Below are 13,375 nucleotides of genomic sequence, written 5' to 3'. Positions count from 1 at the left end.
TTTAAAATTAAGGTTTTATCGGTGTCGCAACAAGGCGCTTAATATCACCTTCGAGGGCTTCCATTTTAGCAATTGTTAGCTCTTCATAGGGGCTAATATCAAAGTGCCAAATTAAATTACCTTGTTTAACGATGCTAGCATCTTGCCCCGCTTCAAGTGGTAAACGCCAAATATAGTCTTGTTTTGACCAAGATGACTGCCAATATAGGGTATTATTTTTCAGTCGAATGTTATGCAACAGGTTTGTTTGTTGTGTGGTTAATTCGGCAAGTTCTGTTTCTGGGCCTGAGCTATTTAAATCATCTTGGCTATATAAAATGCGGTTTTTAAGTCGTAACCACCGTTTTGCCTGCGCATCAAAATAAACAAATTGTGCATCAAGGTGGATGGTATTCGTGAGGTGGCCTTGCAAGTTATAAAAATGCAGTTGCTGACCATCAAATGCGTACACCGTATTGTTATTATACCAGCCAATGTTACGAATTTTTTCATTAAGTTCGGTGGTAAATTGCAACACTTGGCCTTGCCTGTCATACAAGGCTAAATCCAAATCCCGATTGGATAACAGCATTGATAAGTCGGGGCGCCATTCTAAAAATTGAACGTATTCATATCCCTTGTGATGAGATAAACGCACCACTTGGTTGTCGGCATGCAAATACACTTCGCATACGCCACTGCGCCGTGACATAAATGCGGTTTCGCCTAAGCGATTACTGACTGGAAGGTAATCAATGCTCGACGTTGAAAAAATAGGGAGTTGATCTTTATCGCGAATATTAACTTGCCAGCTTTCAATCGCAGTATAAATGTCTCCTTGTTGATCAATCGATACATTGGTAAACAGGCCTTGAGCCGTTTGATAAACCTCATATTGGCGGCCATCTAAATGAGTTGCCACTAAAGCGTGGCGCTGGCTGCTGTCATTAGTGATAATTGCTTGAGTTCTGGGGTTGTAAGCGGCAAGCCAAACCGGAAAATCCCAGTTCATGACGGTTTCACCATTGAGTTTGATTAAGCTACTTTGGTGGTTGGCGTGATTGAGAAGGTAAAAAACGTCACCATTCCACACTTTGACCGCCCCTTTATAAATGGATTGCCTTGGCATTGAAAGGGGGAGTTCGACTAAATCTTGCTGACTAATGCGATATAAATAAGGGGTCAGTTGGCCTTTTTGTAACACGCTTAATACTAATTCATCACTGCTTTTCCACACGGGGCGTATGGCTGACTCACATGCAATTGATGGCGCTTGGTGATTTTGCGCACCTTGCGGAGTCATAATAAACAATTCGCACTGATCTTCTTTATAGCGCCAATATGCTAGCAAACTGCCAGTGCTTTGCCATGTTGGAAAAGCCACTCGATATGGGGAGTTGAGTTGATGTAGTACTTGCCCTTGTTTATTGGATATATGCAGGGTGTAAATATCTTTGACATAGGCCATTAAGTTTTCGCTGATATGCACATCCACATCAGACTCAAGCCCTAGCTCATAGCTCACATCTTGCAATTGATACTGAGGCGTTTTAGGAGCGGCATCATACTGGCTAAAAAAGGCGTATGCGCTAAAGCAAATGATTAAGGCTGGTACTAACCAAAGCCAAAGATAGTTGGGTTTAGAAACGTTACTGTTGTTTATTACGCTGTCATTGCTGGGTTTGGCTTGCGGGTGATAGCGGGTGACTGGTGCAATGAAGCAGTAACCTTTTTTAGGCAGCGTTTTAATGTATTGAGGCGAACGGCTGGAGTCATTTAATAAACGGCGAATTTTAGTCAGCAGTTGATACAAACTATTTTGTTCGACTATGGTATTGGGCCACAGCGTGTCTTGTAAATATTCTTTACTTAATACTTCCGCGGGGTGGGTTACAAAAAGGTGAAGTAATTGCGAGACTTGCGGTTCTAATTTTGTGATGGCGCGTGAATGATGATGGATGAGCTCATCTTGGCCGATATCAAAAATAAAATCGCCAAATTGAACATGTAAAAGTTCATCCGCTACCTGTGACGAAGTGTGTTCTTGTTGTTTTTCTGCTGTCATATCACACCTGTTTTCCATTCCTCGCCAAAAATACCGCGATCCATCATAAAGTCAATGTTTATAAGTCTTTACTCAGTCTTATTCAGGAAAATATCAGCTTTTTTTTGCGTTAAATTTGCTTTGATAAATAAAAATTTTTAACAGGAATAGTGTGATGCGAACTCGCTTCTTGATATTGGCGTTAGTAAGTGGGCAAACCGTTTTGGCCAATGAAATACAGGTTGATGGCAAGCTCGATGAAGCAGCTTGGCAAGGCGCTGTAATTTATCGCGATTTTTACCAAGTGGTGCCAGCCACCTTAATGCAAACTCAAAACAAGGTGGAAGGCCGTGCTTTTGCGACTGCAGATGGTATTTATATCGGTTTTAAAAATTGGCAAAAACAAGGGGAGCGTAAAAAACAATACAATCTGCAAGATGCCTTTATGCAGGCTGATTTTAATCGGTTTGTGATTGATTTTTCGGGTGATGGCAGCGGGGCTTATCAGTTTGCAGTAACACTCGGTGGTGGCGTGCAAGATGCGGTGTTAACGCCGCAGCTCACCACAGATGCTGATTGGGATGGAATTTGGCAGTCAGCATTTTATGAATATAAAGATTACTGGAGTTCTGAGGTGTTTATTCCTTGGCATTCGGTTTCGTTTAAGCCAAATCGCACTAATGATGGCATGGCTAATGTGGGGGTATCATTGCAGCTTTATGAGCTTGCCACGAATCACATTTATGCGTCGCAGCCACAAACGACTAGCAACAGTGATTTTTATCTCAAAATGCCAAAGATACAAGCGTCAATTCCAGAGCAACAACAGTGGGCATTTATTCCGTATGCGACGCATCAACAGGATTTTGTTGGTGAGGCATCCAATACCGACATGGGTTTTGATTTGGTGTTTAAACCCGAACATCATCAAAAATTGAGCTTGGCGGTTAACCCTGATTTTGGCCAAGTGGATAGTGACGAGCTTGATTTGAATTACTCAACCGTTGAGACCTTAGTGACAGATAAACGGCCGTTTTTTACCCAAGATATCGGCGTGATGAATGTTAATGCAGAGCAAAATACTAAGCTTATCCATACGCGGCGCATTGGCGCAGGCAGTGATGATGGCCAAAAAGTGATTACTCCAATTGACGGTGCAGTGCGTTTTATTCATCAAGGTGATAATTGGCAGTTTGCTGGTTTTGCCGCATTGGAAGAAGAGTTAGATTCGGGCGCAGGTAAAGATTTTTATGTTGGCCGAGCTCGTTACCGTGAGGACACTTGGCAAAGTGGGGTTTTAGTGACTCATACTGAGCGCCCTTGGCTTGATCGCAATGCCCAAACTGCAGCTTGGGATAGCCAATACCAAAGTGATACGTGGTCGTGGCAAAGCGCTTTATTAGCCTCTGCGGTGACAGAGCGTGGCGAGGACAGCCAAGGTTATGGTGTCAGTACAAATATAAAATATCAATTTGATCCGAATACTCACCTAACTGGGCGCTACTTACGCCTTGATGATGAATTTGATAACAATGACTTAGGTTATCGAAAGCGCAATAACTGGCGTTTTAATGAACTTTATTTTAGCCATGCGGTTAACTACAGCAGTGGTTTTATTAATCGCATTCAACATAATGTTCAGCTCAATTATGAAAGCAACGACAGTGGTTTAAAACTGCCAGCAACTCAATCTTATTGGGCGTCATTTATTTTGGCCGATGGCTCATCGTTTGATGCCTCGTTTGATTATCAAACTGCAGGTTGGGATGATTTAATTGGTGCAGGATTAGGCCAATATGAAAATCGCGATTTGTTAAAGAGCTGGTTTTTTTATGGCAGCCCTTACACCGGCTCTTTTAGCTGGGCGGCCAGTTTTAGTTTAGATCAAGAAGGCATTGATGGTTTGGCGCAGCAATACGCGGTTGATATGACGTGGATGCCCCATGAAAATTGGAGCCTTAAATTTAATAACTTTTATCGCCAAGGCGATGGTATGGTCATTGCGTCAGGCCCAGGAAAAATCACTGAATATGACCGACGTTTATTTCACAATTATATTAATTTATCGGGCTTGCTCAGTGACAAACTTGAGTTCAGTATGATTTTTCAGTGGGCGATTCTTGATGCGGATACTAAAGCAGTGTATGACATTCGTGGTCATCATTTAAGTCGTGTGAGTGCGGTTGACAATAGCTTTACTGATCAGCGATTTACCAGCCAAATAAAGCTGCGATATCGTTTAGGGGCGTACTCAGATATTTATGTCGTTTATAACCGCGGTGCAGGGCAATTTGATCAAAATGTCGGCTCAAAAGAATGGCTCAGCGAGCTTAATTCGATGTGGCAACAGCGCGAGCAAGACCAACTGACTTTCAAGGTGCGCTACTTGTTTTAACTTTTTATCCCTATCATCTTTCTAGATGCCCGAGTGCTGTCAGCGTGCCTTTACCTCAGTACATAGTGTCTCTATGCTCATGAGGATTCAGTCACTTGCCACCTACGAGCCTCTTGAAATCCATAGGGTATAAACGTTGATTTATAGCACACTTGATTCCCCTAAAGCCGCTTTGCGGCTTTTTTACCGTTTATCGGGTAATTAGGCCATTTGTCATTTTGTAGTATGCCGTGTGAATAGTTAATTTAGACTGCGGCTTGTGTTTGGACTTTAAACAACAGGAATAATAATGAAAAAAACACTCCTCGCCTTAAGTGTTGCCTTTAGCTTAAATGCTCACGCTAATTCACAGTGGCAAACCATTGAAACCGAAAATTTTAAGGTGCATTTCAGCAAAGAGTATCAAGATTGGGCGCGCTCAGCCGCCAATGAGCTTGAAATTGTTCGCACCAAAGTGCTTGAACAACAAAACCGCTCCTTAGATAAAAAAGTAGATGTACTGGTTTTTGACCCTTTTAATCAGCCTAATGGCTTTGCAATTCCAGCCAGTAACCAGCCGCTAATGGCCTTTTTTGCCACGCCACCTCAATCAGATACCGTGATCTCGAACAGCTCAGGTTGGCAGCAACTTTTAGCGTTGCACGAATACATTCATTTAGTTCACCTAGCGCAACCAAGTCGCAGTGAATGGAAACAAACGGTGCGTAATGCATTTGGTTTGTACGATGTCGCACAGGGCATGCAAGTACCACGCTGGGCAGCTGAGGGTTATGCTACCTTGCTTGAATCTCAAATGACGGGTCGTGGCCGTCTGCACGATAATTATGTTGAATCGCTGATAAGCCAATTTGCCAAAGAAGGCATGTTGCCGACTTATGATCAGTTGAGCGCCACTGAAGGTGGCTATATGACAGGCTCAATGGCGTATTTAGTGGGCGTGCGTTATTTACAATGGTTAGAAGATACCTTTGATAAAGCAACCTTAGATGCAGTATGGACGCGTTTACAGGCCGTCGAAAGTCGTGATTTTGAAGAAGCGTTTAAAGGTGCGTTTGGCCAACCTGCACAAACGCTGTATCGTCGTTTTGTTGCCGAGTACACCTACAAAACATTAGCGAAAGAACAACAGCAAACCGAATTAAAAACTGACCTCTGGTTTGATTTAAACCATATTCAGCAAAGCCCTAACCTATCGCCAGAGCAAGATAAAATTGCCATGGTGAGCGTTGATAAAAAAGGGAATACTCAGTTAAATATTTTTGCCACGGCGGATAACCAAAAAGCAGCGCAAGAGTTCAGCAAAAAGCAGCAAGAAATTTTAGCGGATGACCCAAAAGATATTGCCGATAAAGCACCTACGGTATTTGCTCGTGAAGAAAAAAACGTGCTGCAGCAAATTGATCAAAAAGGCATTATGAACCCGCAATGGCTTGATAATGACACCCTTATTTTTGGTGCATTCAGCGTGGCGAATAATGAGCTTAATACCCGCCATCAAGACTTATTTCGTTACGATACAAACTCAGGAAAAGTAGAGCAACTAACTGAGTTGGCCAATCTGCGTCGTTTTTCTATTAGTGGCGATAAAACTACCGCTTATGCGGAACGCGCACAATTTGGTTATTCAGAATTGGTGAAGGTTGATTTAAGTAGCGGTGTTGTGACTGAAATTACCAGCAAAGATTTAGCCACTGTGTATGACTTTCCTATCGTTCATCAAAATAAGCTGGCGTATTTAAAAACCGCTTTAAATGAAAATTGGGCGCTGTGGATCAAAAATCTTGATGATCACACGCTAAGTCAAGTGCCAATGCCAGCCGGTTATCAATTTTTATCGTATCCTGCTTGGTCGGCTGATGGGCAAAGCATTTATTATGTGGCCGGTGTCGCGGGCGAAACCAACATCTACCGCTATGACTTTGCCGGCGATCGCTTAGTGCAGCTCACTCAAGGGCAGCAAGTCACTGCGTATCCAATGCCAATGCAAGATGGCGGCATTTTGTACCAAGCCATTAATTCACAAGGGCCTGATTTGTATAAGTTGGCTGCCGATGCAGCTGTTATAGAAGTCACTGCGCGCGCTGAAGTATTAGTGGCAGATACTCGCCAAGCTCAAGCGCATATTTTACCGGCAGCCAAAATTTATCAGCAAGACATAGGTGAAAGTAAAAACTACGACCCAACTGAGCAAAATATAACTATTAATATCGGTGAGCAATATGCCAGCGCCTCCACGACCTTGCTTCAGCTTGGTATTAAAGGGGGCGACTTTTTAAATCAGCTGACATGGCAAGTGGGTGGTGCATTTGATACCAAAAGTGCGCTCTCGGGAGCGTATGCTGAGCTAAATTATCAAGCGCTTGCGGTTGAGCTGAATGCTCATGTATTTAGTTATGACCTCAACGCAGCTAAGCAAAAACAACACTCAGAAAGTACAGGTGCGCGCATTAAAGCATCAGGTATTTATACGCAAATGAGTTATCCATATCGGAACGATCAATTTGTACTCACCAGTCATGTCGCTTACAACTACAGTGATTATGACGCACACGATGCACAATGGTTGCGAGTGGGCATTGACCAACAATGGCAACGTGATTGGCAAAAGTTTGCAATTGGTCAATCACTCAAAGCTCGCGCGTATGAAGGCGATAACGACGGCCAAGATTGGCATGGTTATGACTTAAGCGCTGCGTTATTTGGTAAGGCGTGGCACTTACCTTTGTACGGTGAATATCAAAAACGTTCGCGTACCGACAGTGCTGTGAGTTTGGGTGGTTTTGAATCAACCTTAATTAAAGCCGATGCCCATGCTGAATATGTGATTGCGCCTGAGTTGCCATTTTGGACGATTTCGGGTGAAGAGTTTGAGTCGGTATCGGCTGGCATGAGTGTAAAAGCAGGAGCGCCGTGGTTTTATTATCAACACTATAAAATGGATGGCCAAGAATTTGCCGACAGTTACGGTGTTAAATGGCAGCAAAAAGTGAGTTTTGGTTTAGGGCCTGCAGCTATCAATGACCTTAATATTAACTTTGGGGTTGTAAAAGTAACAGGTGAAACCATTGAAGATGAAGTGAGAGGTTGGTTTGGCTTGTGGTATAGTTTGTAAGAGATAAATAAAAACAGCAGCTTAGGCTGCTGTTTTTATTTGAAATAGCACAAATTATTGATTGAGCTTTAATGCCAAAATTTTTGAACGACGCTGATAGTTATACAGCGATTTTTTCTTTTCAGGTAAATCTTCTACATTGGCGAATTCAAAACCGTGCTCTAAAAACCAATGAATGCTGCGAGTGGTTAGGGCAAATAAAGTTTTGTAATGTAATGACTTAGCTTGTTGAATGACGGTGCGAAGCAAGACTGAACCGCGATCGGCATCACGATATTGCGGGTGCACCACTAAGCAGGCAAATTCACCGGCTTGCTCTTCTTCAAATGGGTTAAGCGCAGCACAACCAATAATTAAGCCATCACGCACAATAATAGTGAATTGTTCAATTTCAATTTCAAGCTGTTCGCGTGAGCGGCGCACTAAATAGCCTTGCTCTTCTAGTGGGCGAATTAAATCTAAAATACCACCAATGTCAGCAATTGTTGCACGGCGCAAGACTTCGGCGCTTTGCGTTACAATTTGTGTACCGATACCATCGCGTGAAAATAGCTCTTGTAGCAAAGCACCATCTTGGTGATAACTGACTAAATGGCAACGCGGAATACCATTGCGGCACGCTTCAATACTGGCGGCCAAAAATGCTGTTGTACTGGCGCATTCATCAGGATCTTGCTGATATTTAACAAGCTCGGCTTCAGCATCGTTAGGCATGAGTTCAGGAATTACATCTCCTAAATCATTCAAAATACCGTTTTCAGAGCAAAAACCAATCATTTTGTCGGCTTTGAGTTTAATCGCAATTTGAGTGGCGACTTCTTCTGCGGTCAGGTTAAAGCTTTCACCTGTTACCGAGGCTGCTACTGGGCCTAATAGCACTAAGCCGCTGTTATTTAATTGACGGCGTATACCTTCAACATCAATGCGTCGTACACGACCTGAATGATAATAATCAACCCCATCAGATACGCCCAGCGGTTGTGCGATAACAAAGTTACCGCTCACAACATTAATTTGCGCGCCAGACATAGGAGTGTTACTTAAGCTGGTCGATAAACGGGCAGTTAAATCGAGTTGTAAAGCGCCTGCAACCTGCTTAATTAAGGTAAATGACTCATCATCAGTGATGCGAACGCCTTGATGAAACTCACTTTGAATGTTGGCTTGTTTTAATGCTTTATCGATTTGCGGACGGGCACCGTAAACTAAGACTGTTTTAATGCCTAAGCTGTTTAATAAGGCTATGTCATTGATAATGCTACGATAGCCTGCATGGTTAACTGCTTCGCCACCGAGCATTAATACAAACGTTTTGCCGCGATGCGCATTAACGTAAGGTGCTGATTGGCGAAATCCTTCAACGAGTTCAGTGGTTCTCGCAGTGTTTATAACCATAGTCGTAGGGGTCCAGTTTGTTGATTTTTGAGAGAACATGCAATAATAGTGAATTTGTATGCAGTGTAAAGTAATAATCCTGATTTTTGTTCAGTTTACGGTAATTTAATGTCATCTATAACGGCTCATGCTTATACTCAATAAAATATTTAGGAATCAAATTGTATGAAAAACATATTAATATTTAGCTTGTCGCTGTTAAGTTTTTGCGCGTTTGCCAACACAGCGTTACCAAATAGTCGCCATATTGCTGTTAATGGGCAAGCCCAAGTCAGTGCGAAACCAGATTTGGCGATTATTAATTTAGAAGTAAAAAGCCAACAAAAAACAAGTTTAGCTGCCAAGCAAGAGATTGATCAAAAAGTGAATCAATTTTTAGCTGGAATAGATAAATTTAATCTTAAAACCGATGATGTGTCTGCGTCGCAATTGGCGACTTCGCCAATGATCCAATATTTAGACAGTGGTGAGCAACGTACTGTGGGTTATCGGGCTAATCGAAATTTAAAAGTTTCATTAAAGGATATTAATCAGGTAAGTGAACTCATTAATTTTGCATTAGGCATTGAGATTGACCAAGTAAATAATATTGAATTTAAGTCATCACAAGCTAAACAGCTGCAACAGCAAGCCAGTGCGTTAGCCGTGCAAGATGCCACTGAGCAAGGCCAAGCACTCGCAAAAGCATTTAATGCATCGCTGGGTAAAATTTATAGTATTAACAGCCAAGTACAAGCGCCGCAGTTTCAATATGGGCAGCATCGCGGCATGATGGAAGATGGCTTATATAAAACGGCGAGCGCAGGTGTTGAAGGGCAGTATTTGCCCGAAACACTGACCTTTAGCGCAACAGTGTATGCAGTTTTTGATTTAACTGTACCTTTATAGCTACGTTGGGTTGGCTAGCAAGGTGAATTAAAAAGGTGAAGAACCATAATGAAATTAAGTAAGCGTATTTTATCAGGTCAGCTTGTCGAGCTCATCCCGCTTGATGTAAGCCATATTGAGCAACTAACCGAAGCGGTGAATGATGGCCAATATTGGCGCTTGTGGTATGCCAACGTGCCTAAGCCAGAGCAAATGGCTCAATATGTTCAGCGTGCATTAGATGACATGCCACTTGGGAATATTGCTTACGCTGTATATTGTAAAGAAACCAATAAAATTGTAGGCACAACGCGATTTTATAATCTTGATAGTGCTCATCGACGTGTGATGCTTGGCTATACTTGGTATAGCGCAAGCGTGTGTCGCACAGGCGTTAATACCGAAACTAAACTCTTAATGCTGCGCTATGTATTTGAAGAGCATAAGGCAATTGCGGTCGAGTTTCGGACTCATTTTTTTAACCAAACCTCACGTACTGCGATTGAGCGTTTAGGGGCCAAATTAGATGGTATTTTGCGAAGCCATCAAATTTTAGCAGATGGCTCAATTCGCGATACGGTCGTTTATTCAATTATTGCCAGCGAGTGGCCTGCGGTTAAAAATAATTTGATCTCACGCTTAAATACTTCGGCTACCAAAAGTAGTTAAGTCTTGCTCCATAACGACATTACAATGGAACAGTGATAGTAAAAATGACTCCCTGAGGGGTATTTTGTTGAAAGCGAATACTCCCTTTAAGTTGCTGAGTAACTTGATTATAAAGAATGTGTAAACCCAGGCCTATGTTGCCTTGGTTGCGTTTAGTGGTAAAAAATGGCTCGAATATTTTTTCTGCATCTTCACCATTAACTCCTTTGCCATCATCTTTAAAAATTAACAGCAAGTGTGACTCTTGTTTGACTATATCAACTGAAATATTTAAAGGGGCTTCACAGTTGAACCCATGCTGAAGGCTATTGAGTAATAAAATATCCACAATCATATCAAAACTACTAGAAAAACTATGGATCGTAATAGGGTCGCTGAGAGCAAATTGAGTGCAAACGGTAGTCGGGTTTTGATTTTGAAATACCATTAATTTTGTTCTCACTAAATGTGCGAGATCAAACGTTGACTTGTGCTGTGAGGTGCTGGCAATTTGCTTAAATTGTAAAATAAGGTCTGCGCTTTTACCTACATTTTTACTGATCAATGATTCGCTGTGTTTTAATCTTTCAAGGCCATTGAGTAAGTTTGAACGAGTGAGTTTGTTTTCGATAATTTGCACATCAAGATCATGTATCACCTCGCCTAAAATAGAGGTTGCAGTGACACACGTACCAATGGGGGTATTCATTTCATGTGCAATTCCTGTAATTAAATGCCCCAAAGAGGCCATTTTTTCTACCTCTATCAGCTTATCTTGTGTTTCGGTGAGGGCGTTTAAAGTAACTGAGAGCTCCGCGTTGGTTTTTTGTAAGTCAGAGGTGCGCTCTTCGACTCGCTGCTCAAGCTCGCTATTAAGTTGCTTTAATGAGGTTTCATGTTGTTTTAATAATGATATATCTCGCAAAGTGCCTGATATGCGCAGTGCTTTGCCTTCTTGATCGCGCTCCACAACTTTTCCTCTATCAAGCACCCAAAGCCATTGGTGATTTTGGTTTTTAATGCGATAACTGGCTTCAAAGTAATCGGTTACATTTTCAAAAACATGCTGATTAAATTTGCTTTTTACATTCTCAAAATCATCAGGGTGTATGTTTTGTTCCATAGCAATCATTGAATTACCAATGTGATTGGTTGGTAATGCCGTATTACAAAAGGTATTTTCACGAGAAATAACGCCAGTGATAAGATCCCAATCCCATAACTCATCACCACTGCCCCATAGGGCCAATTTGAGCCTTTTTTTACCTTCTTTAATGGCTGCCAAAACGGATTCTTGTGCCTGATGCTTTTTATGCTTGAGGTATAAAAATACGGCAAATAGGGCTGCTAAAAAAATCAACATGCTACTCAGTAATAAGGTATTTTTTGTAGATTCTTGGTGAGAGAGTTCTAATTGGGCAATGGTGTTTTTTTGTTTGAGACCCTCAATTTCTCGTTGCTTTTGGTCGACTTCAAATTCAACCCTTAAAGCGCCTGTGCTTAATTGTGCTTGTTTACTGAAGATTTCTTCGTTCTTTACCGTATATTTTTTAAAGTACTCAAGCGCTTTTGGGTAGTTTTTGAGTGTCTCGTTAAAGTCGGCCAGCGATTGGTAGGCATCAAGCAATACGACATTTTTTTCTGATTTTTCAGCGAACATAATGCTCTGTTCTACATGATTGACTGCAATGTTGTAATTGCCTTGAGCAAAGCGAAGCTTACCAATTGCTAAATGAGTTTCTGCAAGACGAGACAGTTCTTGTGTAGTATTGAAAATCGTCAGTGCTTGTTGGAGATAGTTTTCAGCCTCTGTAAACTCATTTTGGTCTCGATACAAGCGGCCTAAATACAGATTTGACGATCCTTGAAGTTCTTCATTTCCGAGCTCTTCAGCGAGTTTTTTTGCTGTTGTTAGGTATGTTAAAGCGGTTTGTGTGTTACCAGCTAAGCGATGGGTTTCACCTAAATTATTGTTTGAAAAAACCATGCCGCGTAAGTAATTTAGCTGAGTTTTCAGTTCAAGTGACTTTAGGTGTAGTTTAATCGCATTGTCATAATCACCCAGGTCTTTATAGACGATGGCGGTATTATTATATTGAGTAGCTAGTGAGCGAATATCGCCTAAATCTTGCTTTAATTTAAGTGCTTCAAGTTGATATTTTAGCGCTTTTTCAAGGTCGCCGGAGGTTCTGTAGATAGAGCCTATATAACCAACCGATTCGGCCATTTTAGCTTTGTTTTCTTTAAAGCGATAAAGTTCCAGCGCTGTGAGGTATTCCCTTAGTGCAAGATCAAGCTTTGCCAATTGGCGAAAAATGGTGCCTTTATCATCGAGTAAATTTGCAAGCAATTCGTTATCATCAATCTGTTCTGCTAGCGTCAATGCAATATTCAGATTGTCTAACGCATTATCATAAAGCCTAAGTTCGGCTTGAACCTTACTTTTTACTTTGTAGGCTAATATGGTAAGTCGAGTATGGTTGATGTTTTTTGCACGCTCTAAGGCTTGTTCAGCGAGCGCCAGAGCCTCTGCTTGATTGCCAATCGAGCTATACGCCACAGCAAGATGGGCATAGATGTTAATTTCAAATTCTACATTGGGGTGCTCTTGGAGTATTTTAAGCGCTTGCTCTGCATAGGTAATGGATTTTTTGGCGGAATATCGCGAGTAGTCCTCTAAAAAGTTAACAATGAGTTCAATCTTTTGTGCATTGACTGCTTGTTTAATCTGCTCATCATAAACCTCAATCGTTTTGGCTGTTAAAGATGAGGTAAAAATAACTATAAAATAGATACATAAAATGCGAAAAGGCATCATGTCACTTACCTTTAACTAAATGGATTAATCACGTTATTAGTTCAGTATAGTGAAGAAAGTCGTTCGCTTTGTATTATCGGTAAATTTGATTGATTTATTTAACGAAGCGGTTATTGT

7 protein-coding genes are annotated in these 13,375 nt (G+C 41.5%); 4 read left to right on the top strand and 3 right to left on the bottom strand.

The window, feature by feature from the left end:
- Positions 1 to 7: 7 nt before the first annotated feature.
- Complete coding sequence (locus AC3KZC_RS16990) at positions 8 to 2,044, bottom strand: winged helix-turn-helix domain-containing protein (protein WP_490578622.1); 2,037 nt, start codon at positions 2,042 to 2,044, stop codon at positions 8 to 10.
- A gap of 154 nt (positions 2,045 to 2,198) precedes the next feature.
- Between AC3KZC_RS16990 and AC3KZC_RS16985 the strand changes: the two genes are divergently transcribed.
- Complete coding sequence (locus AC3KZC_RS16985) at positions 2,199 to 4,418, top strand: DUF5916 domain-containing protein (RefSeq protein ID WP_490578621.1); 2,220 nt, start codon at positions 2,199 to 2,201, stop codon at positions 4,416 to 4,418.
- Between the two features lie 289 nt (positions 4,419 to 4,707).
- Positions 4,708 to 7,530, top strand: a complete 2,823-nt coding sequence (locus tag AC3KZC_RS16980) for a TolB family protein (RefSeq protein WP_490578620.1) — start codon at positions 4,708 to 4,710, stop codon at positions 7,528 to 7,530.
- 54 nt (positions 7,531 to 7,584) lie between these two features.
- Here the strand turns inward: AC3KZC_RS16980 and argA are convergent, their stop codons facing one another.
- The gene (argA, locus tag AC3KZC_RS16975) at positions 7,585 to 8,925 is read right to left on the bottom strand and encodes an amino-acid N-acetyltransferase (RefSeq protein ID WP_490578619.1); all 1,341 of its coding nucleotides are present in this window, start codon (positions 8,923 to 8,925) and stop codon (positions 7,585 to 7,587) included.
- Between the two features lie 165 nt (positions 8,926 to 9,090).
- Between argA and AC3KZC_RS16970 the strand changes: the two genes are divergently transcribed.
- Both AC3KZC_RS16970 and AC3KZC_RS16965 read left to right on the top strand, forming a co-directional pair.
- On the top strand, positions 9,091 to 9,813 hold the full coding sequence (locus tag AC3KZC_RS16970) for an SIMPL domain-containing protein (RefSeq protein WP_490578618.1): 723 nt from the start codon (positions 9,091 to 9,093) through the stop codon (positions 9,811 to 9,813).
- 48 nt (positions 9,814 to 9,861) lie between these two features.
- A complete protein-coding gene (locus AC3KZC_RS16965; protein WP_490578617.1) occupies positions 9,862 to 10,461 on the top strand; it encodes a GNAT family N-acetyltransferase in 600 nt (199 codons plus the stop codon).
- Between the two features lie 19 nt (positions 10,462 to 10,480).
- Here the strand turns inward: AC3KZC_RS16965 and AC3KZC_RS16960 are convergent, their stop codons facing one another.
- A complete protein-coding gene (locus AC3KZC_RS16960; protein ID WP_490578616.1) occupies positions 10,481 to 13,258 on the bottom strand; it encodes a tetratricopeptide repeat protein in 2,778 nt (925 codons plus the stop codon).
- Positions 13,259 to 13,375: the final 117 nt, after the last annotated feature.

This window comes from Pseudoalteromonas sp. J2K-J031, from assembly GCF_058197095.2.
The sequence above is the reverse complement of the archived record's forward strand: the minus strand, read 5'-3'. Positions and strand labels throughout refer to the sequence as shown.

Coding starts and splice junctions, on each gene's coding strand:
- argA (WP_490578619.1), bottom strand. CDS start 8,925: ATGGTTATAAACACTGCGAGAACCACTGAACTCGTTGAAGGATTTCGC.
- AC3KZC_RS16980 (WP_490578620.1), top strand. CDS start 4,708: ATGAAAAAAACACTCCTCGCCTTAAGTGTTGCCTTTAGCTTAAATGCT.
- AC3KZC_RS16960 (WP_490578616.1), bottom strand. CDS start 13,258: ATGATGCCTTTTCGCATTTTATGTATCTATTTTATAGTTATTTTTACC.
- AC3KZC_RS16970 (WP_490578618.1), top strand. CDS start 9,091: ATGAAAAACATATTAATATTTAGCTTGTCGCTGTTAAGTTTTTGCGCG.
- AC3KZC_RS16965 (WP_490578617.1), top strand. CDS start 9,862: ATGAAATTAAGTAAGCGTATTTTATCAGGTCAGCTTGTCGAGCTCATC.
- AC3KZC_RS16990 (WP_490578622.1), bottom strand. CDS start 2,044: ATGACAGCAGAAAAACAACAAGAACACACTTCGTCACAGGTAGCGGAT.
- AC3KZC_RS16985 (WP_490578621.1), top strand. CDS start 2,199: ATGCGAACTCGCTTCTTGATATTGGCGTTAGTAAGTGGGCAAACCGTT.